This is a genomic window from Pandoraea pnomenusa, assembly GCF_040391475.1.
GTDB lineage: Bacteria > Pseudomonadota > Gammaproteobacteria > Burkholderiales > Burkholderiaceae > Pandoraea > Pandoraea pnomenusa_C.
The window spans coordinates 56,346-80,802 of the sequence record NZ_JBEBXS010000007.1; the positions used below are offsets into that span (position 1 = coordinate 56,346).

Below are 24,457 nucleotides of genomic sequence, written 5' to 3' on the forward strand. Positions count from 1 at the left end.
CATCGGTTGTCCATTGTCGAGATTGCTGTCACTGCCGGAGTCATTGCCATGTCTGCCCTACCCACCCTCTTCGTCTCCCACGGCTCGCCGCTGCTCGCGGTGGAACCGGGCCGCACCGGTCCGTTGCTGACGGCGCTGGGGCGTGCGGTGCCGCGTCCGAAGGAGATTCTCGTGATCTCCCCGCACTGGTCGACGCCCACGCCGCGCACCGGCAGTCTGGCGCAGCAGCGCACGATTCACGACTTCGGCGGCTTTCCGCGCGAACTCTATTCGCTGGAATACCCGGCTCCCGGCGCGCCCGCGCTGGCCGAGCGCACCGTGCAATTGCTCAAGGACGCCGGCCTGACTGCCGCGACCGATGACCAGTGGGGACTCGATCACGGCGCTTGGGTGCCGCTGCGCTATCTGTATCCGGGGGCGGACGTGCCAGTCACGCAGTTGTCGCTGCAACGGCAAATGGGTCCCGAATTCCAATACCGGATCGGCCAATGCCTCGCGCCGCTCGCACAGGAAGGCGTACTCGTGATCGCGTCGGGCAGCTTCACGCACAACCTGCATGAAGTGTTCCGTGCCCCGGCCGAAGATCGCGCCGAGGCACCGTATCTGGCGGAATTCGTCGCCTGGTTCACCGAGCACATGGCGGCAATGGATCTGGACGCCCTGTTCGACTACCGCGCCCGCGCCCCGCACGCCGTGCGCGCCCATCCGACCGACGAGCATCTGTTGCCGCTCTACGTCGCGATGGGGGCGGCCGACAACGCGGCGCATCAGACGCACTTCGACACCGGCTCGACCTACGGCGCGCTGCGCATGGACGCGTTCGCATTCGGCAGCGCCGCCCCGTCGCTCGCCGAGGTGAGCGCGCTGGCACAATAACGGCATCGACACCGATGGCGGGGTAACGGAACGCGCATTGCGCCATCCGCCCCCATCGGCCCGACAACGCCCCGACAACACATATCTCAGGAGCCCGGCCGGGCATGAACAAACTTCGCGAGATCGAGTGCTTCATCGCTGTGGTCGAGTCCGGCAGCTTCGTGAAGGCAGCGGCTGCGCTCGGCATCTCGAAGACGGCCATCTCGCGCTACGTAGCCGACCTCGAGGCGCGACTGGGCACCCGGCTGCTTCAACGCACCACGCGACGCCTGTCGCTCACCGAGCCCGGCCAACGGTACGTGGAACGATGCCGTCAGATCCTCACGGAACTCGACGAAGCCGATGCCATGGCCGGCGAGCAGGACGGACAACCTGCCGGGCCGCTGCGCATCAACGCCCCTCACACGTTCGGCGTGCTTCATCTCGCGCCGCTATGGCCGACGTTTCTGGCAAAACACCCGCAGGTCTCGCTCGATATCACGCTGAGCGACCGTCTCGTCGATATCGTCGACGAGGGCTACGATCTGGCGATCCGGATCACGCGCCTGCCCGATTCATCGCTCGTACACCGCCGTCTGGCGGGCACGCGGATGGTACTGTGCGCCGCCCCCGACTATCTCGCGCGGCATGGCATGCCGAAGCATCCGAGCGAGCTGGCGCATCACGAGACGGTGGGCTACAGCTATTTCTCACATCGACGCGAATGGCGCTTCGACGGCCCCGACGGCCCCGTCTCCGTACGCACGCATGCCCGGCTGATTGCCGATAACGGCGACACGTGCCTGGCGGCCGCGGTGGCGGGCGCGGGCATCATCCTGCAACCGGCCTTTCTCGTGCAGGACGCCCTGCGCGACGGACAGCTGGTCGAATTCCTGCCCGAATACACGCAGGGGGAGACAGGAATCTACGTGGTCTATCCCACGCGCAAATACCTGAGCGCCAAGGTTCGCGTGCTCATCGATTTTCTCGTCGAGGCATTCGCAATGCCCGGCTGGCGGGCGGTCGACGCACGTTGATGCCCCTTCGCGTTACCGCAAACTTGCCTGCATCCGCCGCGAAAGCCCCCTGAATCACCCGCAAGTGACCGGCAAAACACAGGAACTCCGCGACAAATTATGACGCGGGGCAAATGTCCCTTATACTGACGGGCCTGTTGTCCCATTTCAGATATTTTGGAAAACTTCTTACTGATCGTCGCTGCGATCCTGCTCGTGTTGCTCAACGGCTTTTTCGTGGCGGCGGAATTCGGCCTCGTCAAACTGCGCCAGACGCGCGTTCATGTCATAGCCCGCCAACGCGGTTGGCGCGGCCGTATCCTGGCCAAGGTCCACGGCCAACTCGATACCTACCTCTCGGCCTGCCAGCTCGGCATCACCCTCGCCTCACTCGGTCTGGGCTGGATCGGTGAACCGGCGTTCGCACGCATTCTCACGCCGCTGTTCGCTGCGCTGGGCGTGAATTCGGCGGAACTGATCCACGCGCTCGCCTTCTTCATCGCGTTTTTCACGATCTCGTATCTGCACATCGTCGTGGGCGAACTCGCGCCGAAGTCGATGGCGCTGCGCATGCCGGAAGCCATTTCGATCTGGACGGCCGCGCCGCTCTACGGCTTCTACTGGCTGATGTTCCCCGCCATCTGGGTGCTCAACCACAGCGCGAACCGCCTGCTGCGCTGGACCGGGCTCGACCCGTCGCATGGCACCGACGCCCATTACTCGGCCGACGAAATCAAGTTGATCGTGCGTCGCGGCTCGACGAGCGAGAAGCTCTCGCGCGACGACTGGAATGTCGTGGCCTACGCCATCGACTTCAGCGACCTGACCGTGTCGGACCTGATGCGTCCGATGAGCGAAGTCGCCGCATTCCGACGCGATGCCACGTTCGCCGAGAACATGGACACGGCCTATCGCCACCGCTATAGCCGCTATCCGTTCTTCGATCACGACGGCGAAACCGTGCTCGGCGTGGTCCACCTGAAGGATCTGTTTCTGGCCGAACACCACGGCCAGTCCATCGAAGACCTCGGCAGCATGGCGCGTCCGGTCGAGCGCGTGAAGCCCGACATGCCCGCGCGCGAGCTGTTCAGCCGCTTCCGGCGGGGCGCGCCGCACTTCGCTATCGTCGGATGGCCCGATCAGAAGCCGATCGGCTTCCTCACGCTGGACAACCTGCTCTCGGCGCTGGTCGGCAAGATCCGCGACGAATTCCGTCAGACGGAAGACGACTGGACGCGCATGGAAGACGGCACGCTCATCGGCCGTGGCAGCTTGCCGATCCTCACGCTCGAACGCGCGCTGGGCCTCGAGATTCCGAGCGAGCACGCGGAATCGGTGGGCGGCCTCATCATGAACGCGCTCGGCTATCTGCCGCGCGAAGGCCAGAAGGTCGACTTCGACGGCTTCTCGGTCGTCGTCAAGAAGATGCAGGGTCCGCGTATCGTACTGGTGCGCATCTACCCGGACGGCATCCGTGAAGCCCGGGGCGACGCGCCGCAAGCGCACAATGTGGCGGTGCAACAACGCGAGGATTAATCCCGGATTGCTCCCCGGAAGGTCCGTTGCCAGAATAGGCTCAACGTGTCGTCCGTCCGCAGAGGCGGCGACGCGAGGGCCGTGCGGGGTTCTGGCAACACTGGCGACGTCGATCGCGCCAGGGGAGCGATACGGTGGAAGACACGGGGAAGCTGTCTCTCGACGCGCTGATCAGCGCCTGTTACGACGGCGTGCTCGACGAAGCACGCTGGGATCAGGCATTGCGCGATTTCAACCGGCTTGCCGGTGGCATCGGTTTCCATTCGGTGACCTGGGACCGCATACGCCACTGCGCAACGCGCGAATCCAATTCTCTCGAAGTCTCCGACGATCTCATTCAGGAGTTCCTCGACAAGCTCGCCCCGACCGATCCGCGCGTGGCGCTCATGCTTCGCCAGCCGGTCGGCCATGCCATGCGCTGCCACCACCACCTGAGCGAACGGTACGTGGCCCGCAGCGAGCTGTATAACGACTTCCTCATTCCCAACGGCGTGCGCTACATGTACGGCCTCAATCTCGACGGCGCCGACGGCACCAGCGAGTTGCTGGCCATTCTGCGCGGCCCCGACCAGCCGCCGTTCGAAGACGCGGATAACGTCCCCCTGCTGGAAATCCTGACGAAGCACGTTGCGCGGGCCGCGCGCCTGCGGGCGGGCACGCGCCATCTGCAGGCGCAGGCGGCCATCGGCATGGCGGTGCTCGATCATCTGGAGATGTCGATCGTCATCACGGACGAAACGGGTCACGCGCACTATCTGAATGCGGCAGCGCATCAACGGCTCGCCGCGACTCGCAACGTGAGCATTCGCAGCGGCAAGCTCACGGCGCTGCTGCCGAGCGACGACCAGGCGCTGCGTCGCCTGATCGTCAATGCAACGGCCAGGATGCCGGTCGCGGGCAGTCATCGTCTGCATGGCGACAATCAACAGCACTGGGTCGTGACCGCCTTGCCGCTGAGCGAATCGCACGCGTGCGCCGCACCGTGGGAGCGTCCGATGGCCATGCTCACCATTGGCGAGCTAGATCGTCGCGTGACGATCGGGCCGTACACGCTCAAGGTGCTGTTCGGCTTGTCGCCCGCCGAGGCGCGGCTCGCGCAGGCGCTGGCCGAGGGCAGGGACCTCAACCAGTACGCGCTGGACGCGAACATCGCCATCAACACGGCGCGCACGCAGTTGCGGCACATTTTCGACAAGACGGGCTGCCGCAGGCAGGTGGATCTGCTGCGTTTGCTGCACGCCATCCCTGCGCTGCGCATCCACTCTCCCGGATAGTCGCCGTCGCGATGCCTGCGCAATCGATGGCAGCCATGCAAAAGGGCAACCCTCGGGTTGCCCTTTTTCCGTAGCGCGCCAACCGCGACTCAGCCGCGCACGAATGCCTTGCGATTGAGTTCGAGCTGCGTGATGAGCTTTTGCAAACGCGACTCCGCCGTGCGCGAGAGCGCGATGAAACGGCAGCCGATGTGATACTCGACATCCTTTGCGAGCGGTACGCTGCGCACCGCGCACACTTCGAGATCCACCTGCACGGTGCCGTAGTCACGCAGTTCGATTTCCGCGTGCATGAGCATCGAGCCCTTGGGAATGTCGATGGCGGCTTCCGCCTTCGTGCGCAGCCCCACCCCACCGAGCGAGAGATCGAACACCGACAGGCGCATCGGCGTGTCGTCCGGGAATTTCACGGTGCACTGATACGGATCGAGGATCGGCGTCTTCACGCGGAAGTTGTCGCGCCGCTGCAAGCGCACGAGCGTTTCCGGGTACGTCGAATAGAACGCGGGATAGCCTTCGAACTCGCGCTCCTCCACGTCGCCGATCGGGAAATGCACCTGGATGCCTTCGGGCACGCCAACGAACAGGGCGCGCTTGTTGGCGAGCAGTGCGCGGTTCTCCGTCTCCACACCGCCCCAATCGAAGTAGAAGCCGCGCGCTTGCGGCTCGACCTTGAGCAAACGCGTGACGAGCTGGCGCTGGCCGTTCGCGAAATACACCGTCATGAAGTCGCCGCGCGTCGCCAGATGACGCAGCACGCCACCGATCTCCAGCGGGTTGCTGATGCGATACGAGTCATGCAGTTGAGACTCATCGTCCGTGGGCGCCGGTGTCACCTGCGGTTCTGTCGTTTCCATACCTGATCTTCTATTTGTCCCCGTGACGGCCGCCAAGCGGCGTAACCGTACGTATGAAAGCCTTTGCGACACACGATACCGCGCCATGCATCTGGTCATGGACGTTAACGGTCGCCGGCCGGAAATATTGAGTGAATCTGCGGCGCACGAACAAACTGCCCCCCGTGTCGTGCGCTCCCACCCGGGCGTTCCCAGACACCCTGCTTCGGTTGCTACAGTGACTGCGTACTGCTGTGACGCCGACCGATCAGCGATGCACCGCTGCCATCAACGCGCCGAACCCCATGAACACGCCACCGCTGATGCGGTTGAATGCCTTGAGCACGCGCGCTTCGCGCAAGTACGGCGCAATGCGCAGTCCACCGGTCGCGTACACCATGTACCAGCTCATTTCGATCACGGCGAACGTGCCGAGCAGAATCGAAAACTGCGGCAGCTTCGCAGCGGACGGATCGATGAATTGCGGAAGGAACGCGGCCGCGAAGAGAATGGCCTTCGGATTGCTGGCGGCGACCAGGAAGCCCGCCTTGAACAGCTTGCCGAAGCTCGAATCGGCGGCCAGCGGCGCACCGAGACGGGCGGCCGCTTCATTCGTGTCGACCGGCGAGCGCCAGCTCTTGTAGCCGAGATAGACGAGATAGGCCGCGCCCACATAGCGCAGCGTGTCAAAGAGCATCGGCCAGGCCTTGAGCACCGCGCCCAGACCCGCAGCCGAGATCGACATCATGGCGATGAGCGCCGTCATGCAACCTGCCATGGTGCCCAGCGACGGCCGCAGCCCATGACGCGCGCCGTGCGTCATGACGAGCAACATGTTCGGTCCCGGCGTTGCGGAGACGAAAAAAACGGTGACTACATACAGCCACCAGGTTTGCAGGCTCATGATTGCCTCGGAAAAATGCTGACACGAATTCGATCTGGCATTGTAGCGTCGAACCGTGACGGTGACATGGATCGCGTGCACGTCTCGTGCGCATGGCGCCGCCGGGGCAACCACGCGTGCGGCCGATCAAAAAACAAACAGGCCCGATGACTTTCGCCATCGGGCCTGTTGATCGCGGGATACCGTCTCGCCCTAAGGCGAGCACAACATCACGTGAATGCGAGCAAGACGCTTACAGCGGCTTGATGTTCGCAGCTTGCTTGCCCTTCGGGCCAGTCTTCACTTCGAACGACACGCGTTGGTTTTCTTGCAGCGACTTGAAGCCGTCAACCTTCACTTCCGAGAAGTGAGCGAACAGGTCTTCACCGCCGGCGTCCGGGGTGATGAAGCCGAAGCCCTTTGCGTCGTTGAACCACTTAACAATACCGGTTTCCATGTTTTTTCCTAATAAAACAATAGCCTGGGATCGGAATGACCCCGTCCAGCGCTGACAATCAAGGGAAAATGAAGGACTAGAAACCAGCGAGAAGCAGGAAAACTACGTCGGACAACAACTTCGCGGCTTGACAATCTGCAGTTCGTTTTATACGTGTAGCGGCAACGCTTGTCAACAGGGTAAATACCGCAAAATAAGTAACAATTTATGCAATTAACGGGGAATTTGGGCGCTCATTGCCAGTCCGACCTCGTTCCACTGCCCGTACAATGGGCGTTTTGTTCCGCGCCCATGCCGCTCTCGCGCGTCCGGCCCGCGTTTTGTGCTGTCTGAAGCCGTTTTCGGGGTGGTTTCCCCTATTCGGCATTTGCCGCCTCGCGCTTTGCCGCCACGTTCCGCGTTTTGCCTCTGGGCCTCTAACCTGCCTACGGATGGAGCCTAACCGTCTCATGCGATCCACACGGTCGCACTCTGAAGTCCGCCAATCCCGACCATCGCGCCAGTCGAACCCGTGGCTGACGCGTTGCCGCACCCACGCGCTCAGTCTGGCCGTCTGCCTCACACTGGCCGCCTGCGCCGGATCGCCGACCTACGGCCCGGTGCCCGCCGGGAGCTATCGCGTGCAGTCGGGCGACACCCTGTATGGCATCGCCCGCGCCAATAACGCCAGCACCGCCGATCTGGTGCGCTGGAACGGGCTCACCGATCCCGACAAGATCGAAGTCGGTCAGGTGCTGCGCGTCGTCCCGCCAGCCGGGTCGTCGGGTGCACCCGCGGCTGCCGCGTCCGCTGGCGGCAGCGCGTCGTCCGGCGCCGCAAAACCGCGCGCCCAGGCCAAACCGGCACCCAAGCCTGCCCCGGCGCCCGCCGCACCGCGCACGGCAACCAACAAGATCCCGATGGTCTGGCCGGCGGACGGCCCCGTGCTGGCGAACTACAACGGCAGCAGCAACAAGGGTGTCGACATCGGCGGAAAATCCGGCGATCCGGTCTATGCCGCCGCTGCCGGGAAGGTGGTCTACGCGGGCAACGGACTGCGCGGCTACGGCAACCTGGTCATGGTGCAGCACGAGAACGGCTATCTCACCGCCTACGCGCACAACAGCGCCATTTCGGTCAAGGAAGGGCAGTCGGTCAGCAAGGGGCAGAAGATTGCCGCCATGGGAGACACCGACTCTCACGGCACGATCAAACTGCACTTCGAGGTGCGCCAGAAAGGCACGCCGTTCAATCCGCGCGACTTCCTGCCGTCGCGCTGATCGGCGACGTCGCGTCGACGTGCAAACAAAAACGGCAAGGCGCGATGCCTTGCCGTTTTTTTTATGCGACCTCGCCGAGTCAGGCCGAGGCGAGGAAGCCTTGCGACATCCCGTTGGCCCGGGCGTCGCACCACGTCTTGTGTGCACGCGGATCGGTCCACACCAGCAGGTGCAACGCCGCGAGTGCGCGCGGATCGTTGAGCAACTCCCACTTCTGCGTGTTGGTCAGCTTGTCGGGCCCTTTGAGGAGCGCCGTCTCGACACGGCCGGCACGCACCGCGTCGCGTTTGGCGTCGTCCAGCGTCGGTGCCACGCTCGAGGCCACGAGCGCATTGGCCATCGGGTCGACCACGGCGTCGACGAAGTCGACATACTTGCGCGCCTCCTCGGTGTACTTCTCCGTCATGCGCAGCTCCTTCGGCGGCCACGACTCCTCGGGAATGAGGAACAGGCGCGCGCGCTTGAGTCCGCGTCCGATCGACACGCGACTGGAGAACACCGATACCGGGATCGAGATCATCATTGAGCCGACGATCGGCATGAGCCACCAGATGAAGTCCGGGTTGAGCCAATAGACGACGCCGCCCCACCCCATGCCGATGATGGTTTGCAGGCCGTGGCGGCGAATGGCTTCACCCCAATGCGTCTCGGCGTCTTCACGCGGTGGCGACTTCCATTGAATGGCGATGCCGGTCAGTGCAGCAAGCACGAACTGGGTATGAAACAGCATGCGCACCGGCGCGAGCACGGCCGAAAACACGAACTCGATGATCATGCTCACGGTGATGGCAAACGCGCCACCGAAACGCTTGGCGCCCTTCACGCAGATCAGCAGCACCGCCAGGATCTTCGGCAGGAAGAGCAACGTGGCGGTCGCCGAGAACAACGCCAGCGCGCGCTCGGGATGCCACTCCGGCCAGACCGGGAACAACTGACGCGGCGTGGTGAAGTACTCGGGCACGACCAGCGTGTGCTTGGCGAGCAGGCACGTCGAGAGGATCAGGAAGATGAACCACAGCGGTGCAGACACGTAGGCCATTGCCCCCGTCACGAACACGGCGCGATGCACGGGATGCATGCCTTCGGCCAGGAACAGCCGGAAGTTCATCAGGTTGCCCTGACACCAGCGACGGTCGCGCTTGAGTTCGTCGAGCAGGTTGGGCGGCATTTCCTCGTAGCTGCCCGGCAGATCGTAGGCGATCCACACGCCCCATCCGGCGCGCCGCATGAGTGCCGCCTCGACGAAGTCATGCGACAGGATGGCGCCGGACATTGCGCCCTTGCCCGGCAGCGGGGCGAGTGCGCAGTGGTCCATGAACGGCTTCATGCGAATGATCGCGTTATGGCCCCAGTAGTGCGATTCACCAAGCTGCCAGTAGTGCAGACCGGCGGTGAACAACGGCCCGTAGACGCGACCGGCCCACTGTTGCAGTCGCGCGTAGAACGTTTCGCGACCGGCGGCGAGCGGGGCCGTCTGGATCAGGCCGGCGCTCGGGTGCGACTCCATCATGCGCACGAGCTTGGTCAGGCATTCGCCGCTCATCACGCTGTCGGCGTCGAGCACGATCATGTAGCGATAGTTGCTGCCCCAACGACGGCAGAAGTCGTCGAGGTTGCCGCTCTTGCGCTTCACGCGACGCTTGCGACGACGATAGAAGATGCGGCCGAACCCGCCGACTTCGCGGCACAGCGCCTGCCAGGCATCGACTTCGGCGGTGCAGTTATCGGCCTCGTTCGAGTCGGACAGAATGAAGAAGTCGAAGCGTTCGAGCGAATCGGTCTTCGCGAGCGACTCGTAGGTGGCACGCAATCCGGCGAACACGCGGCCAACGTCTTCGTTACAGATCGGCATGACGATGGCGGTACGCGCGTCGGACTCGATGGGCGCATCGCCGGCGGCCATCTTCGAGATCATGTGACGCTCGCCGCCGAACAGCAGGACGAAGAAGCCGAAGATGGCCGTCCAGAACCCTGCGGAGACCCAGCCGAACAGCAGCACGAACAGCACGAGCACGGAGAATTCGAGCGGATCGGCGCCGTGATACGGCAGCACGGACGCCATGAAGTGCGTGGCGAGTGCGGTCTGCGCGATCATCAGCGCGAGCAACATCCAGCGACGGCGGCGTCCTGCCTGCGACCATTTCCCCTTGGGATCGGGCGCGTCGCGCACGAGCGGATCGGGGTCTTTGCGGCCGGTCAGCTTGCGCCACAGACGCGCGAGCGGATTGAGCGACCATTCGCGCGGAATGAGCGACGCACGACGCACGGGCGGCGCAACGCGCAGCGTCTGCACGCCACGCACGTCGTTGAGCCCGGCCGCAGCGGCCAGCGAACCGCCTTCGGTCAGCGCGAGACGCACCGGTTGCGAGGCGAGCACGGCATCGCTGTCGGACTCGATTTCGGTGATGTCGTGGCTATGCCATGCCGCAGCCACGGGGGCGTCGGCAAGCACCGTGGTTTCACCACCGCCCCCGGCGGTTGCCGCAGCGAGCGCAGGCAATGCATCGGCGTCGGGTGACGCACCCTCGCCTGTCGCGCCCGTCACGCGCGTGGCGAGCAGGCGTTGGAGGCGAGTGAGAACGTCGAGCGAATCGCCGCCGTCACGCTTCGCTTGCGCGAGCAGGGCACGGCGTTTTTCGGCGGGCAGGGGCAACCGGTCGACGTACAACTCGTCGACCGGGATGTCGGAGCGGTCGCTCACTCGGGGGGTAACAGGTAGCTCCACGTTTCGGATAGGGTGTTACTGCCGTTGCGCAGGTAAGCGCGCATTTCGACGGGTTTCTCGGAATCGAGGCGGCGCATGCGGAGCATGACGCGATAGCCTCCCGTGACGTCATTGCGCTGCGTCTGCACTTCGAGGATCTTGCCATTGCCGTCGATGGATACGTTTCCTTCGACCTTGGCGTCATCCGGCAGTTTCTTGAGCGCGGGGCCCTCGAAATCGAGTGCGAACAGCAGACTGTCGTCTGGTTTTCCCCGGTAGCCATGTCCACGACGGCTTTGCGATACCCACGCCATCGGCGGGCGCTTATCGTTTTCCTTGAGCCACGAAAGACGGTATTCGAGCGAATACGGTTGTTTGGGTTTGGGCGGCGCGTCGGGCACCCAATACGCGACGATATTATCGTTGGTTTCGTCCGGCGTGGGGATCTGCACAAGCTCCACGCGGCCCTGCCCCCATTTTCCCTTGGGCTCGACCCACGCGCTCGGACGCGACTCGTAGTGGTCTTCGAGATCCTGGTAGTTGCTGAAGTCGCGGTCGCGCTGCACCAGACCGAAGCCGGCCGGGTTGGACAACGCGAAGGACGAGACGAGCAGGCGCTTGGGATTGACGAGCGGACGCCAGATCCATTCGCCGGTGCCGGACTGGATGGACAGGCCATCCGAGTCATGCACTTCGGGGCGATAGTCGGGCACGGCCGGCGGCTGGTTCTCACCGAAGAAGTACATGCTGGTGAGCGGTGCAATGCCGAGCTTGGTGACGTTCTCGCGCAGGAACAGCTCCGCCTTGACGTCGACGACGGTGTCGACGCCGGGGCGCAGGGTGAAGCGATACGCGCCGGTGGCGCGCGGCGAGTCGAGCAGCGCGTAGATGATCAGGTCCTTGGCGCCGGGCGCGGGACGCTGAATCCAGAATTCGGTGAAGCGCGGAAACTCTTCGCCGGAATTGAGCGCGGTGTCGAGCGCCAGGCCACGGGCGGACAGGCCGTAGGTCTGGTTCTTGCCGAGCGCACGGAAGTAGCTCGCACCGAGAAAGACCATGACTTCGTCTTTGTACTTCGGCGTGTTCACGGGATAGTGCACACGGAAGCCGGCGAAGCCGAGGCCCTTCAATTGTTTGGGGTCGACCTTGAGCGCGCCGAAGTCGAACATGTCGGGGCTGTAGCGCACTTCGCGCACGGTGTTGCCGGCGACTTCGTTGATCTTGACCGGACGGTCGTAGTACGAGCCCTCATGGAAGAACATGAGTTCGAACGGCAGGCGCTGCGAACGCCACAGGGCCTTTTCGGGCCGGAAGCGAATATTGCGGTAGCGATCGTACGTCAGGTTCTGAAGCGCTTTGGGAAGGTTCGGATCCGTGGGCTTGTATCGATTGTTGGCTTGCGTGCGCGCCAGCTTGGCGACATCGTCGAACGAAAAAGCATGTGCCGCGCCGGACGCCAACGCGCAGACACTGAGCACACCGGCGAGCGCCAGGTGCAGGGCACGGTGGGATATCGAGCGGAAACTCGCGTTGTGCAGGAATTCCATCGGCAATGGGGGTAGCGTGTAACGCGCGTACTGGCCGCAGCCAGCGTGCGCTGAACGCGCAATTTTACCCGTTCATTTACCGATTGACTAAAGATGCATCGGCAAAACCTTCGAAGCGGGCGCTCACATCACCCCTATCGTCAGCTATGACGGTGCTTCGCGGGAGTCACAAATTTGTGACTATTTGTGACTAACGGGGAATTTGAAAGGGTTTTATCGCCTTTTCTGCCGGTTTCTCGCCATTCAAGCGTCATTTTCGCGCCATTTCGGCGCATTTGAGGACACACGCGCATGGTTAGCATTTTGTTATAACTTGATTATCATTCGATGCCGGTAACGCCAAGCCACGACACAACGACTACCGGCTGGCCATCGCCAACAACCCGCCGAGCGCCATGAGGGCCCCGCCAATGGTCCGGCGCACCGCCTGCTGCCGACGCACCATCGCCGCGCGCATCCACCCCGCCGAAAACCCCAACGCCACAAGGCTGAACCACGCCCAGTGCGCGAACGACATGAACGCCCCATACGCCAGCCCGAGCGTCCAGCCCGTGCCCGGATGTACGACCTGCGTGAACGTGCTCACGACGAACAACGTCGTCTTCGGATTCAACGCATTGGTGAAGAAGCCCGTACGCAACGCCTGACACGCTTCGCCCCACCGCGCGCGTCCGTCGTCGGTAGCACCCCTCGCCTCGCTCGACGAATCCTCCTGCGTCACGTCCCCCACGACCGAACGGTCCCGCAAGGTGCGCCAGCCGATGTAGATCAAATAGGCCGCACCCACCCATTTGATTACGCCGAACAACCACGGCAACTTCGCGATCAACAAACCCACGCCTACCAACGTGTAGAAGACATGTACCTGCACGCCCGCCGCAATCCCCACCGCCGACCACAACCCCGCCCGCCGTCCATGCCGCCAACTCGCCCGCGTCACCATCGCGAAATCCGCGCCCGGACTGATCACCGCCAATACCGTGATCGTCATCACCGCCAATAGCTCTTGCATGCCTTTTTCTCACTCATTCCCGTTCGGTGATTCTCCGAACTTCGCAACTTCCCCGCAGCGGACCGGGACCCTGTTCCGCCCCTCAGACATAGACCCAACTCGGTTCGGAACAGGGCCCCGATCCGCTGCTCTTCGCACCCTCCGACTTAATGTGCTTACGCTTGGGATGCCTTTTTTTCGTATTTTCGATGCTTGGTCGCTGTTTGAAAAACGATCATTACGCTGACCCATTCGTGATAATTTCTCACGCATGACGCGATCCCTTCCCCTCAATGCCCTCCACGTCTTCGACGTCGCCGCCAGCGAACTGAGCTTCGCCCGCGCCGCCGATCGACTCTTCGTCACGCATGGCGCCGTCAGCCGCCAAATCCGCTCCCTCGAAGACGCCCTCGGCCTCCCCCTCTTCGAACGCCGCAATCGCGCCGTCTTTCTCACCCCCGCCGGCGAACGCCTCCACGCCACCACCCGGCAAATGTTCGAACACCTCGCCGCCACCGTCGCCAGCCTCCAACCGCCCCCCTCAGCCCGCACCCTCGTCGTCTCCTGCGAACCCACCCTCGCCATGCGCTGGCTCATCCCCCGCCTCGGCACCTTCGCGAACACCCACCCCGACATCGCCCTCCACCTCCACTCGGCCGGCGGCCCCCTCGATCTCGCCAGCGCCGGCGTAGACGTCGCGATCCGTCGCAATGATTTTTTCTGGGGACACTCGCTGAGCGCCGAAACGCTCGCCGACGAATGGATCGGCCCCGTCGGCCTGCCCGCCATGTTCGAGACATCTCCCGCGCCGCAACTCCATACGCGCACGCGTCCCAACGCCTGGCAGGACTGGCAACGGGCCATGCGGTCTGCCCGGCAACCCATCTTTGCCACCCGGCCCGGCACGCCCCCCTTCGAACACTTCTATTTGAGTCTGCAAGCCGCAGGCGCAGGTCTCGGCGCCGCCATCGGGTCGGTCTACATGGTGAGTGACGAACTCAATGCCGGACGCCTGATCGCCCCCTTCGGATTCGTCCGCGACGGCTCGGCTTATGTGGCACTCACGCGTGAACCGCTCGTGGCGGATTCCCCCAGCAGGGCGCTGGTGGATTGGCTGCGCGCCGAACTGGCAGCATCGGCGGCACGATGGACGGTCGACAAGGTTGCGCTCGACACCCGGTGATACGCGCTGCTACGCGCGGGGATCGTCGGACTGCGCGTCGCTCTCGAGCGGCGGGGTCATGACCGGCGACGGCCCGGCCGACGCGCTCACGGCATCTTTGACAGGCGTCACCGGTGGCGCACCACCGCCCGGCAGCATCCGCACACCCCGCCAATTGCCCCATTTGTAATACGCGAGCGCCATGACGAGCGACACGGCGAAACCCAGCGGGAAGCTCCACCAGATCGCCTCGGCGCCCCAATGTTTCTGCATCTGCCACGCGAACGGCAACCGAATGACCCACTGGGACACGAACAGGATGACGAGCGGTGCCGTCACCGCGCCGGTCGCACGCACAACGCCGAAGAGCACGATGGTCACCCCGAACAACACGAAGGACCACGCGACGACAGCATTGATGTGTTGTGCCGCAGCGATGGCATAGCCGTCGCCGGGCAGGAACGCGTTCATGAACTGACGATTGAAGAGCAGGATCGCCATCACCAGGGCGCCCGTCATGACGAAGTTGAGTCCGACCCCCACACGCCCGATCCTCGACACGCGATCCCATAACCCCGCACCGACGTTCTGCGCTGTCATGGACGACACGCCCGCACCAATGGCCAGCGCAGGCATCTGGACGTAGGTCCACAGTTGCGAGGCGACACCATACGCCGCTGTCGTCTGGGAGCCATAGCCGTTCACGAACCCCATCATGACCATGGCCGACGAGGAGATGACGACCATCTGCAAGCCCATCGGCAATCCCTTGACGACGATGAGTCGCAGCAGTCCCGGATCGATTCGCAGGTATTTCCAGTCTTTGCGCGCCAGCCACAACGGATCGTGGCGACGGTAGAGGGTGTACATCAAGGCCGCCAGGCTGACGGTCTGCGCGATGAGGGTTGCCCCCGCCGACCCCGCAATGCCGAACGGCGGAATGGGTCCCCAGCCAAAGATGAGCAAGGGATTGAGCGCCACGTCGAGCCCCGCCGAGAGCAGCATGAAACGGAACGGCGTGCGCGCATCGCCCGCCCCGCGCAACGCCATCATGACGAAGTTGTAGAAGTACATCACCGGCAACGCCACGAAGATGATGCGCAGGTAGGAGACCGCAAAGTCGCGCGCATCGCTCGGGGTACCGAGGGCGTTAAGAAGCTCGGGTGTGAAGATGTAGCCAAAGACGGCCACGGCGGTGGACATCAGGACGAAGAAGGTCGCACTGGTACCGACGATGCGCTGGGTCAGCACATGGTTCTTCGCACCGATGGACTGGCCGATGAGAATGGTGTTGGCCATGCTGATGCCGAACACGACCCCCAGCAGAAAGAACAGCAGGATGTTGGCGTTCGACGCCGCAGTGAGCGCAGACTCGCCGAGGTAGTGCCCGATCCACATGGCGTTGATCGAGGCGTTTAGCGACTGAAGCACGTTGCTGCCGAGCACGGGCAGCGAGAACCAGAACAGCGTCTTGCCAATGGGGCCGCGTGTGAGGTCCTGTTCGGCCATGATGCGTTACTTGGCGTCGAATTTCACGCCGGTGGCCGGCGTGGGCACGGCACACCGGTGGCCGCGCACGTTGTCGAGAAAGCGCTGGATGAGCGGCAACACTTTCGCCTCGATGTCGCCATGTCCGTAGCCGAAGCCCGCGAAGTTGAAGTGGGTGGCATTGTCGACGACAGCCAACCAATGACATCCCGGCGGCAGATCGGCAAATGGCTCGGTGCGTGTCTGCCATTTGCCGTCGAGCGGCGCGTCACGCGTGCCGGTCACAAGCAGCACGGGCTTGTGGATGTCATGCCACGCCCCCGACGGGAAGAGCGCCCCCGTGCCCTGCGGCGACAGCGCGATGTAGGCATCGAAGCGGTCGTCGCCGTCGACGCCAAGCTTGTTCTTCGCGCCCGCCTCGATCATGACGGTCACCGCGCCCATGGAATGCCCGGCGAATACGGACGGTCCCGAACGGCATTGCGTGCGCGCCCAGTGCAGCGCCGCGCCGGTGTCCTCGAGACGGTCGTCATACGCTTCGGGGTCCGTAGTGAGTGCCAGCAGGCCATCTCGCATTCCACCGTTGCGCACGCGATCCCGCAAGTCGTCACGTCCTCCCTCTTTATGCGCCATCGTGACCGCCAGCCATCCGTATTGCGACAGCGCCCGGCCGAGCCACGACAACGCGTCGCGATCGTCGCCCGCCCCGGGACTCAATACGACAACGCCGTTGCATGCGGACGGTGGACGGAAAACGTGGAGGTTGACGTAGGCGCCATCACTGCGCAACACGCGCTGGTCGGCCCCCCAGGGCGGCGTGGCTTTGACGCCGGACGCGACCGGTGCCGAGGCAGCGGCCGGCGCAGACGCCGGTGCGGGCTTGGCCGGCGCTTTGCCCGGCAAGGTCGTGTCGGCAGCCAGAACGCGCGGCGCGAAAGTGATCAGGGAGAGGGTCAGTGCGGACAGCAGAACGGCGGCGCCGGCGCTGCAGGCACCGCGCGCGACGAGCTTCGTCGCGAACGGTCGTCCCACGGCGCAGCGCGACATTCCGAGCATCCGTTCTCCCTTTGGCTTCGTTTCCTTATGCGTAGATGGTACGCAGCCAATGGGCCCGGCAAGCCGAAAGCCCGGACAGGACCGGGAGCGGCGCCCTCGCGCCGAAGTCCCGCTGCGACATCACACGATGAGCCATCTTAGCGCGGATTGCGTAGGGATTCGCATGAATTTTGCATACGCAGTCCGTGTCTCGCGTATGCAACGCGCGTGACGCCCTGCGTACACGTCAGGCGCGCTGATGATGGCCGCCGTGTGCGTCGCGCGACAAGCCGAGTGCGCGCGCGTAGCCCGCCGGATCGAAGCGCCATGTCAACGCGATCAACGCCACGTTGACGACGATGAGTCCGACCCACGACGGCAGGAAACTGCCGGTCGCCGCGAGCACGGCACCGGCCGCGAACGGCGCGAGCGCGGCGATGCAGAAGCCCACGCCCTGCATGAAGGCCGCGAGTGCCGCCGCGTGGCGCGGATGCGCGTGATGATCGAGCGCAAGCACGAGGCCCAGCGAGAAGGTACCGCCCAATCCGAAACCGATGCCGCCGATCCAGACCCACGCCAGTGCGTCCGGTGCCACCGCGAGTCCGGCGAGTCCGCCCAGCGTCGCGACGAGCGCGAGCGTGAGCCAGCGACGGCGGTCGACGTTGCGTCGCGCGAGCCAGGGGAGCAGCAACGCCGCCACGACCTGACACACGGTGAGTCCGGCCAGCAATGCGCCGCTCTGCGTCGCACTCATGCCGCGCTGCTGGTAGAACGGCGGCAGCCAGGCCACCATCGTCGTGTAGGTGCAGTTGATGAGGCCGAAGTACACGGCGAGCGTCCACGCCCGATGCTTGCGCAGCAGCTTCAGCATCGACGGGGCGCCGCCCGCCGAAATCGCGACGCGCTCGCTCGCGACTTCACATGCCGCACGCAGGTCGGCCGCGCTCGCGGGGGAGCGCGACGCCGCGAGCGGTGCTCTCGCCCACGCCAGCGCCGCCACCAGCACCACGAGCAACCACATGCCCAGGCCGACGCGCCAGTCGCCCGCTTCCGATGCCGCCCACGGACTCGCGGCAGCACCGAGTCCACCACCGCCCATGAGGGCGGCCGAGTACAACCCCATCATCGACGTCATGCGCGCAGCGCTGTAGTTGGCCTTCACCACGCCCGGCAGCAATGCCTGAATGACGGCAATGCCGATGCCGGACGCAAGCGCGGTGGCAATCATCGTCACGGTGTCGTCGGCCACGAAGCGCACGCCGCACGCCAGCGCCAGCGCCGCCAGCCCAAGCAGCACGCCGCGTCGCTCGCCAAAGCGGCGCGTAAGGCCGCTCGCCGCGAACGCCCCCGCGCCCATCGCGAGCACGGGCAGCGACGTGAGCAGCGCCGCCACGGGGTAGGTCATGCCCGTGGCTTCACGGATCTGCGGCAGCAGCGGACTGATGGAAGTGAGTGTCGGGCGCAATGTCAGCCCGACCGCGACGATGGCCAACCAGAGTGTCATACCGCCACACCCTCACGCACCACCACCTGCCCGCCCGCGATCACCCAACGGCGCGGCGCACGCGTGGCGATGGCCTGCGCGGCGTTGAGCGCATCGACCAGCACCAGGTCGGCGCGCGCCCCGACGTGCAAACCGTAGTCCTCGAACCAGCAGGTGCGTGCGCCCTGGTAAGTCACGCAATCGAGCGCAATCTCCAGTTCGTCGTCGCGACGCAGGTTGTAGCGCATGCCGATCAGCATGGCGCGCTCGAGCATGTCGGGCGTACCGTAAGGTGTCCACGTGTCGCGAATGCCGTCGTTGCCGCCCGCGAGCGGCACGCCGGCGCGACGGCACGCCATGAGCGGCGGTACGATGCGCGACGGCGGCGCCGAGGTAATCAGCGCCACACCGGCGTCGGCCAGCCGCGCGAGCATGGCATCGGCGCGCGCGGCATCGAGTTCGCCGAGACAGAACGCGTGCGACACGGCGACCTTGCCCTGCATGCCGAGCGCCGCAATGCGCTCGAGCATCAGCTCGAACGAGAACACGCCCATCTCGCCGGGCTCGTGCAGATGGATATCGACGGGGCATCCATGTTTGTCCGCCAGCGCGAACATGGCATCGAGCGACGCCTTCGGGTCACGGTCGATGGCGCACGGGTCGAGCCAGCCGAGCACATCCGCACCGCGCGAGAGCGACGCGTCGAGCAGCTCGACGGTGCCCGCGCGATCGAGCACGCCCGATTGCGGGAACGCCACGATCTGCATGTCGAGCGTGTCGGCCAGCGTCTCGCGCGTGGCGAGCACGCCGTCGAGATGGCGCAGACCCGCATCGGTATCGATATCGACGTGCGTCCGCAGGCGGGTGGTCCCCGCAGCAAGAAACGCGCGGCCGAGCGCCAGCGACGCGGCGCCGGCGTCGTGCCCGCTGCTCGCACGCCACTGACGCTCGTTGTCGATCCGGTCGATGAGCCGCGACCCGCATTCGTTGACGTACCACGGCATGCCCCACACGGTCTTGTCGAGATGCGTGTGCGACTCGACCAGCCCCGGCAGCAGCAAGGCGCCCTGCGCATCGATGCGCTGGCTTGCGCCGTCGGGCGTACCCGGTGGCGTCGAGAGCGAAGCGCCGATTGCGGCGATCCGGCCATGCTCGACGCGCACGTCGACCGGCGCGCCGTCGAGTGCGCGAGCGTTGCATATTTCCAGTGTTGTCATGCCTTCCTCAGTTGGATATCTCCGGCGACGTTGCGCGAGCGTGTCAGCATGCTGACCGTCACGAACGTGACGGCGTTGACCGCCAGTGCAACCAGCCCCATGTTGATCGACGCCACCGAATCGGGCGCGCCCGGCAACAGGGTATGCAGGTTGACGTCGAAACCGACCGACGCAGCCAGCACGACCGCCCCGGCACCGATGCCCGCGAACGCGCCGTATTTGTTGCCGAACGGACGCGGCAGCAGGCTCGCCACGAACGACGGGAACAGTTGGGTGAGCAGGCTCGACGCAAACAGCGCCAGCGCCACGAATGTCGCGCCGCCGCGCAGCACGAAGAATACGGCGACCAGCCCGAACAGCGGCAACACCCGCTTGGCAACCTTGCCCACCGTGGCTTCGCTCGCGTGCGGCGCAAAGCCGTCGCGATAGATGTTCTTCGCGATCAGCGTCGACGCGTTGAGCAGAATCATCGAACCCGGCACCAGCGCGGTCAACACCCCGACGCCGCCGATCACGCCAACGAACCACGGCGAGAAGGTCTGCTTGACGATGCGCAGCAGTGCCAGATCCGAGTCCGCACCGCTCAGGCCCGGCACCTGCAGAATCGCCGCGAAGCCCACGAAGAACATGAACGCGATGACCATCTGGTACAGCGGCATCAGGATCGTATTCTTGCGCACGGCATTCTCCGTCTTCGCCGCGTACACGGAGGTGAACACGTACGGATACAGGTAGTAGCCGAGCGACGTGAGCAGAATCGTCGAGTTGTACCAGGACAGCGTCAGGCCGCTCGTGGGCATTTGCAGGAAGCCCGGACGCGCCGCCTCGATGCGGTCGAACATTTCGCCAAAGCCGCCGAAGTAGTGCAACGGCAGGTAAATGCCGAGGAACACCGCGATGACGAGGATCAGAATGTCCTTGTAGATAGCGATGCTCGCGGAGCCGTGAATGCCCGAGACGGTGATATAGAGCACCATTGCAATCGCGCCGCCCCAGATCGCCACCGCGGGCGGAATGCTGCCATACGACGCCTCCGACACGATGATCCCCAGACCGCGCAGCTGAATGATCAGCAGTGCGCTCATGCCGAGCACGGCGACGAGCGAGACGACCACGCCCAGCGCGCGCGAACCGTAGGCCGAGGCAAAGAAGTCCGAGAACGACACGCATTTGTGCCGCGTGGCGTGACGCCACGCCGCAGGCAGCATCCAGTAACCGAGCAGATACGCGAGCGCACCGTACGCCAGGATGTAGAACGCGGGCGGCCCCTTGCTGTACGCCCATCCGCTCGCGCCGAGGAACGTGAACGTCGAAAACGCCTCGCCCGCCATCAGCAGGAAGACGAGCAACGTGCCGAAGCCCCGGCCACCGACGGCCCATTGCTCCAGGCTCATCGTGCGTCCGCGCCGCGCGCGAAGGCCCACGAAAAGGGCGAAGGCGAGAAACGCCGCGATGACGGCCAGCGCGGCATTCATGACGGCGCTCCGTCGCGGGCGCCGGACTTTGCGCCACCTTGCACGGTCGGCGCGGCATCGCGCGAGCCGTCGAAGCGGAACATCACGACCATGACGACCGACGTCAGCAACAGCCAGACGATGTTCCACGTCATCAGGAACGGCAGACCGGCCAGCCGGGTGCCCACGTGTTCGGCGAGCCAGCCGCCGCTGTAAAACGCCGCGATGGGAAGCGCGGCCAGACAATGCACAGGTTTCATGACGTCTCCAGACCCTTTGGGAAGCAATGGACGGCCGCTGTCGCGCGGCCCGGTGGCTTGCACCCGTCTGTGGATCCTGGCCGACCGGCCCAAAATGCCCGGATGCCTCGAATGGCCCTGACAGGCTGGATGACATGACGCCTTGATTTGCCATATCATCAACCAAAATCCACAAAATGGTTAACCATTTTTGTTGACCATTATCGGCAACGAATTGCCGAAAAGCAAGGTCGCGACCGCAAGTCCTGGCGGAATCGAGGGTTTACAGGCATGGAGCGCGGCATGATGAGCGCAGGTGACGGCGTTGCGCGAGGCCACCGTCGGGCCGGCAGGCGGCGTTGCGGCGCCCCCGGACGACGTAGCACCCCAAGGCGACGCGGGTACAATGCGCCCACACCGCCGCGAACCACGGCAACCCCCGGCGGACCACTGCCGGCTAACGTTGCCATCGTGTCAATAGAGGAGAAGAGGCTTGAGCCGCACCGCAGCACCGGCGTCGCCGCGCGACGCGTCCCGCACAGAGGCAACGCCTGCCACGGCCGACGATGCGACGTCCGGCAGCGCGGGGCAGCAGATCGAGACACGTGTCTATCAAGCGATCTCGCAGGCCCTGCTCTCCGGCAAGCTCCGCCCCGGGATGCCGCTGCGCGAGCGCAATCTGGCGCAGGCATTCGACTGCACGCGCGGTGCGGTGCGCAAGGTCCTCGCCCGGCTCGGATTCGAAGGCAAGCTGGTGTTGGAGCCCAATCGCGGCGCGTTCGTACCGCAGCCGTCGCTCGACGACATCCGTCAGACGTATCGCGCCCGTCGCGTGCTGGAGACCGGGGTGATTGCCAGCGTGTGCGGACGCCTGAGCGCCGGGCAACTCGCGGCGCTCGACACACACGTCGCCACGGAAGCGCAGTCGCATGCCGACGGCACACACGAACGTTCGATCCGTCTCGCCGGGGAATTCCATCTGACGTTGATCGGCATGGCGGACAGCGCCGAACTCGACGCGTTCGCCCGGCAGCTCGTCGCGAAGACGGAACTCTACAAGGCGCTGTACGATCCGGCGGAGTTCATCCATTGCGCGCCGACCGAGCATGCGCAGCTCGTCGGTCAATTGCGCGACGGAAAGACGCAGGCCGCCATTGCACTGGCAACCGCGCATCTCGACGAACTCGAAGCCCGGGTGCTCACGCGCGCCGCGGCGGCCGAGACGCCGGACTTCCGCGCGATCTTCGCCGAGGCCTTTGCCGGCGCGGGATCGTAACGTTCGCCAGCCCGGTCCTGGCCGCCTTCTGCGAGCGATGAGCGGGGCCGCGTGAGCGCGCCGGTTGTCGCCCGTCAAGCGGCGCGGCAATCCCACCACGCAGGTGGGGATTCGCGTGGCACACGCGTCTCAATGGGGGTATATTGCGGCTACTTGCGACAGGCCCGAGGCCCGCAAATTTCTCCCCCCCGCTCGACGCTCGAAGCCAAGAAGCCCGAAGGAAGCCCATGTCCCATCTGGTAGTCCACGGCGGCCAGCCGCTCCGCGGCCGCATCACCCCCTCCGCCAACAAGAACGCCGTCCTCCCGATCCTTTGCGCCACGCTGCTCACCGACCAGCCCGTGCGACTGATCGGCGTGCCCGAGATTACCGACGTCCGCAAGATCCTCGACATCTTCCGTCAGCTCGGCAGCGACGTGAACGTCGACTTCGATACCGGCACGCTCGACGTCCACCACAAGAACACCCGATTCGACCCGCGCACCGACCATCTGCCCGAAGAGATGCGCTCGTCGATCATGCTCGTGCCGCCGTTGCTCGCGCGTTTCGGCGTTGCGCGCATCGAAGACAACGTGAAGGGCTGCACGCTCGGCGTGCGCGAAATCGACCCGCATATCGAAGTGCTGCGCCATTTCGGCGGACGCGTCGAGCGCAGCCAGGGCTCGCTGCTGATTCATGCCGACGAATCGCGCCCCGCCATCCACCACTGGCTCGATTACGCGTCGGTCACGACGACCGAGAACTTCGTGCTGTGCGCCTCCACGGCCAACGGCCGCTCGCAGTTGAACAATGCGGCGTCGGAGCCGCACGTGCAGGAGTTCTGCCGCTTCATGCAGATGCTGGGCGTGCCCATCGAGGGCGTGGGCACATCGCAGCTTGCGATCGAAGGGGTGGAGCGCTTCGGCGGTGGTGAATTCCGCTTTGCCGAAGACTTCCATGAAATCACCACGTTCCTGGCGCTGGGCGCCATCACCGGTGGCGAGATCACGGTCAAGAACACCGGCGCCGAGCAGTTTCCGCTCATCGATCGCACCTTCGCCAAGTTCGGCGTGAAGGTCGAACATCGCGACGGCTGGTCGACGGCGACCGCGCAGGGCAAGCTCAAGGTCCAGACACCCTTTACGCAGAATATTCTGACCAAGGTGGAAGCCGCTCCGTGGCCGTATTTCCCGGTCGATCTGCTGCCGATCTTCATTGCGCTCGGCGTGAAGGCCGAAGGCAGCGCGATGTTCTGGAACAAGGTCTACGACGGCGCGATGGGCTGGTCGACGGAACTGTCGAAGTTTGGCGCCCACGTGTTCCAGTCGGATCCGCACCGTCTGATCACGTTCGGGGGTGTGCCGCTGTCGCCGGCCGTGGTGGAGAGTCCGTACATCATCCGCGTGGCGATTGCCCTGCTCATGGTCGCGGCCAGCATCGACGGCCAGTCGACGATCAAGAACGCCGATCCGATCCGACGCGCTCATCCGCGTTTCGTGGAAAACCTGTGCTCCGTGGGTGCCAACGTCGTCTGGACGCCGACCGAGTAACCGGGCGTTCCTCGCAGTCTTTGTGTGTCCCGGCTCCCCAAGGGGGTCGGGCCCGCCACTGGGCGGCTAGCCTGCGGCAGACAACCCCCCGATCGCCCGCACGCCGGTCTTCACCTTCGCGAACCCGACGGCTGACCTTACCCGAGCCGTTCTCGCCCGAAAATTCCCCCGCTTTTGCGCGACGGCAAGAGTCGTTTGCCCGCCGGAAAAATATTT

At 64.7% G+C, this 24,457-nt stretch carries 20 protein-coding genes; 8 read left to right on the forward strand and 12 right to left on the reverse strand.

The window, feature by feature from the left end:
* Positions 1-48 precede the first annotated feature (48 nt).
* From ABWO90_RS09655 to ABWO90_RS09670, 4 genes are all read left to right on the forward strand, one after another.
* Positions 49-876: a dioxygenase family protein gene (locus ABWO90_RS09655; protein WP_353191000.1), complete on the forward strand. Its 828-nt coding sequence runs from the start codon at positions 49-51 to the stop codon at positions 874-876.
* A 104-nt stretch (positions 877-980) separates the two neighbouring features.
* The gene (locus tag ABWO90_RS09660) at positions 981-1,892 is read left to right on the forward strand and encodes a LysR family transcriptional regulator (RefSeq protein ID WP_353191001.1); all 912 of its coding nucleotides are present in this window, start codon (positions 981-983) and stop codon (positions 1,890-1,892) included.
* A 156-nt stretch (positions 1,893-2,048) separates the two neighbouring features.
* The gene (locus ABWO90_RS09665; RefSeq protein ID WP_353191002.1) at positions 2,049-3,407 is read left to right on the forward strand and encodes a hemolysin family protein; all 1,359 of its coding nucleotides are present in this window, start codon (positions 2,049-2,051) and stop codon (positions 3,405-3,407) included.
* 134 nt (positions 3,408-3,541) lie between these two features.
* Positions 3,542-4,681 (forward strand): helix-turn-helix transcriptional regulator, encoded by a 1,140-nt coding sequence (locus ABWO90_RS09670; RefSeq protein ID WP_353191003.1) that lies wholly within the window; start codon positions 3,542-3,544, stop codon positions 4,679-4,681.
* Positions 4,682-4,770: 89 nt separating this feature from the next.
* Here the strand turns inward: ABWO90_RS09670 and ABWO90_RS09675 are convergent, their stop codons facing one another.
* The 3 genes from ABWO90_RS09675 to ABWO90_RS09685 form a co-directional block, all read right to left on the reverse strand.
* On the reverse strand, positions 4,771-5,538 hold the full coding sequence (locus ABWO90_RS09675) for a flagellar brake protein (RefSeq protein ID WP_353191004.1): 768 nt from the start codon (positions 5,536-5,538) through the stop codon (positions 4,771-4,773).
* Positions 5,539-5,785: 247 nt separating this feature from the next.
* A complete protein-coding gene (locus ABWO90_RS09680; RefSeq protein ID WP_353191005.1) occupies positions 5,786-6,421 on the reverse strand; it encodes a LysE family translocator in 636 nt (211 codons plus the stop codon).
* Between the two features lie 232 nt (positions 6,422-6,653).
* Positions 6,654-6,857 (reverse strand): cold-shock protein, encoded by a 204-nt coding sequence (locus ABWO90_RS09685; RefSeq protein WP_353191006.1) that lies wholly within the window; start codon positions 6,855-6,857, stop codon positions 6,654-6,656.
* A gap of 449 nt (positions 6,858-7,306) precedes the next feature.
* Here ABWO90_RS09685 and ABWO90_RS09690 point away from each other — a divergent pair, with 449 nt between their 5' ends.
* Positions 7,307-8,116, forward strand: a complete 810-nt coding sequence (locus tag ABWO90_RS09690) for a peptidoglycan DD-metalloendopeptidase family protein (protein ID WP_353191007.1) — start codon at positions 7,307-7,309, stop codon at positions 8,114-8,116.
* 79 nt (positions 8,117-8,195) lie between these two features.
* Here ABWO90_RS09690 and mdoH read toward each other — a convergent pair whose 3' ends face one another.
* From mdoH to ABWO90_RS09705, 3 genes are all read right to left on the reverse strand, one after another.
* On the reverse strand, positions 8,196-10,817 hold the full coding sequence (gene mdoH, locus ABWO90_RS09695) for a glucans biosynthesis glucosyltransferase MdoH (protein ID WP_353191008.1): 2,622 nt from the start codon (positions 10,815-10,817) through the stop codon (positions 8,196-8,198).
* Positions 10,814-12,367: a glucan biosynthesis protein G gene (locus ABWO90_RS09700; RefSeq protein WP_353191009.1), complete on the reverse strand. Its 1,554-nt coding sequence runs from the start codon at positions 12,365-12,367 to the stop codon at positions 10,814-10,816. The genes mdoH and ABWO90_RS09700 overlap by 4 nt, the downstream gene beginning before the upstream one ends.
* Positions 12,368-12,725: 358 nt before the next feature.
* Positions 12,726-13,379: a LysE family translocator gene (locus tag ABWO90_RS09705; protein ID WP_353191010.1), complete on the reverse strand. Its 654-nt coding sequence runs from the start codon at positions 13,377-13,379 to the stop codon at positions 12,726-12,728.
* Positions 13,380-13,629: 250 nt separating this feature from the next.
* On the opposite strand from ABWO90_RS09705, the gene ABWO90_RS09710 reads away from it, so the two are divergent.
* Positions 13,630-14,541, forward strand: coding sequence for a LysR substrate-binding domain-containing protein (locus tag ABWO90_RS09710; protein WP_353191011.1), 912 nt, complete (start codon positions 13,630-13,632; stop codon positions 14,539-14,541).
* A 9-nt stretch (positions 14,542-14,550) separates the two neighbouring features.
* Here ABWO90_RS09710 and ABWO90_RS09715 read toward each other — a convergent pair whose 3' ends face one another.
* From ABWO90_RS09715 to ABWO90_RS09740, 6 genes are all read right to left on the reverse strand, one after another.
* Positions 14,551-16,029 (reverse strand): MATE family efflux transporter, encoded by a 1,479-nt coding sequence (locus tag ABWO90_RS09715; protein ID WP_353191012.1) that lies wholly within the window; start codon positions 16,027-16,029, stop codon positions 14,551-14,553.
* Positions 16,030-16,035: 6 nt separating this feature from the next.
* Positions 16,036-17,055 carry an alpha/beta hydrolase family protein gene (locus ABWO90_RS09720; RefSeq protein ID WP_353191013.1) on the reverse strand — a complete coding sequence of 340 codons (1,020 nt, stop codon included), beginning with the start codon at positions 17,053-17,055 and terminating at the stop codon, positions 16,036-16,038.
* A gap of 235 nt (positions 17,056-17,290) precedes the next feature.
* The gene (locus ABWO90_RS09725) at positions 17,291-18,547 is read right to left on the reverse strand and encodes a cyanate transporter (protein ID WP_353191014.1); all 1,257 of its coding nucleotides are present in this window, start codon (positions 18,545-18,547) and stop codon (positions 17,291-17,293) included.
* Positions 18,544-19,743: an amidohydrolase family protein gene (locus ABWO90_RS09730; RefSeq protein ID WP_353191015.1), complete on the reverse strand. Its 1,200-nt coding sequence runs from the start codon at positions 19,741-19,743 to the stop codon at positions 18,544-18,546. The genes ABWO90_RS09725 and ABWO90_RS09730 overlap by 4 nt, the downstream gene beginning before the upstream one ends.
* A complete protein-coding gene (locus tag ABWO90_RS09735) occupies positions 19,740-21,218 on the reverse strand; it encodes a sodium:solute symporter family protein (RefSeq protein ID WP_353191016.1) in 1,479 nt (492 codons plus the stop codon). The genes ABWO90_RS09730 and ABWO90_RS09735 overlap by 4 nt, the downstream gene beginning before the upstream one ends.
* Positions 21,215-21,457 (reverse strand): DUF3311 domain-containing protein, encoded by a 243-nt coding sequence (locus ABWO90_RS09740; RefSeq protein ID WP_353191017.1) that lies wholly within the window; start codon positions 21,455-21,457, stop codon positions 21,215-21,217. Before ABWO90_RS09740 ends, ABWO90_RS09735 begins: the two co-directional genes overlap by 4 nt.
* Positions 21,458-21,929: 472 nt before the next feature.
* Here ABWO90_RS09740 and ABWO90_RS09745 point away from each other — a divergent pair, with 472 nt between their 5' ends.
* Together ABWO90_RS09745 and ABWO90_RS09750 are read left to right on the forward strand one after the other, a co-directional pair.
* Positions 21,930-22,712 (forward strand): GntR family transcriptional regulator, encoded by a 783-nt coding sequence (locus ABWO90_RS09745; RefSeq protein ID WP_353191018.1) that lies wholly within the window; start codon positions 21,930-21,932, stop codon positions 22,710-22,712.
* A gap of 227 nt (positions 22,713-22,939) precedes the next feature.
* Positions 22,940-24,241: a UDP-N-acetylglucosamine 1-carboxyvinyltransferase gene (locus tag ABWO90_RS09750; protein ID WP_353191019.1), complete on the forward strand. Its 1,302-nt coding sequence runs from the start codon at positions 22,940-22,942 to the stop codon at positions 24,239-24,241.
* The last annotated feature ends 216 nt before the right edge of the window (positions 24,242-24,457 follow it).

Coding starts and splice junctions, on each gene's coding strand:
- ABWO90_RS09655 (WP_353191000.1), top strand. CDS start 49: ATGTCTGCCCTACCCACCCTCTTCGTCTCCCACGGCTCGCCGCTGCTC.
- ABWO90_RS09660 (WP_353191001.1), top strand. CDS start 981: ATGAACAAACTTCGCGAGATCGAGTGCTTCATCGCTGTGGTCGAGTCC.
- ABWO90_RS09675 (WP_353191004.1), bottom strand. CDS start 5,538: ATGGAAACGACAGAACCGCAGGTGACACCGGCGCCCACGGACGATGAG.
- ABWO90_RS09680 (WP_353191005.1), bottom strand. CDS start 6,421: ATGAGCCTGCAAACCTGGTGGCTGTATGTAGTCACCGTTTTTTTCGTC.
- ABWO90_RS09685 (WP_353191006.1), bottom strand. CDS start 6,857: ATGGAAACCGGTATTGTTAAGTGGTTCAACGACGCAAAGGGCTTCGGC.
- ABWO90_RS09690 (WP_353191007.1), top strand. CDS start 7,307: ATGCGATCCACACGGTCGCACTCTGAAGTCCGCCAATCCCGACCATCG.
- ABWO90_RS09700 (WP_353191009.1), bottom strand. CDS start 12,367: ATGGAATTCCTGCACAACGCGAGTTTCCGCTCGATATCCCACCGTGCC.
- ABWO90_RS09705 (WP_353191010.1), bottom strand. CDS start 13,379: ATGCAAGAGCTATTGGCGGTGATGACGATCACGGTATTGGCGGTGATC.
- ABWO90_RS09710 (WP_353191011.1), top strand. CDS start 13,630: ATGACGCGATCCCTTCCCCTCAATGCCCTCCACGTCTTCGACGTCGCC.
- ABWO90_RS09715 (WP_353191012.1), bottom strand. CDS start 16,029: ATGGCCGAACAGGACCTCACACGCGGCCCCATTGGCAAGACGCTGTTC.
- ABWO90_RS09720 (WP_353191013.1), bottom strand. CDS start 17,055: ATGTCGCGCTGCGCCGTGGGACGACCGTTCGCGACGAAGCTCGTCGCG.
- ABWO90_RS09725 (WP_353191014.1), bottom strand. CDS start 18,547: ATGACACTCTGGTTGGCCATCGTCGCGGTCGGGCTGACATTGCGCCCG.
- ABWO90_RS09730 (WP_353191015.1), bottom strand. CDS start 19,743: ATGACAACACTGGAAATATGCAACGCTCGCGCACTCGACGGCGCGCCG.
- ABWO90_RS09735 (WP_353191016.1), bottom strand. CDS start 21,218: ATGAATGCCGCGCTGGCCGTCATCGCGGCGTTTCTCGCCTTCGCCCTT.
- ABWO90_RS09740 (WP_353191017.1), bottom strand. CDS start 21,457: ATGAAACCTGTGCATTGTCTGGCCGCGCTTCCCATCGCGGCGTTTTAC.
- ABWO90_RS09750 (WP_353191019.1), top strand. CDS start 22,940: ATGTCCCATCTGGTAGTCCACGGCGGCCAGCCGCTCCGCGGCCGCATC.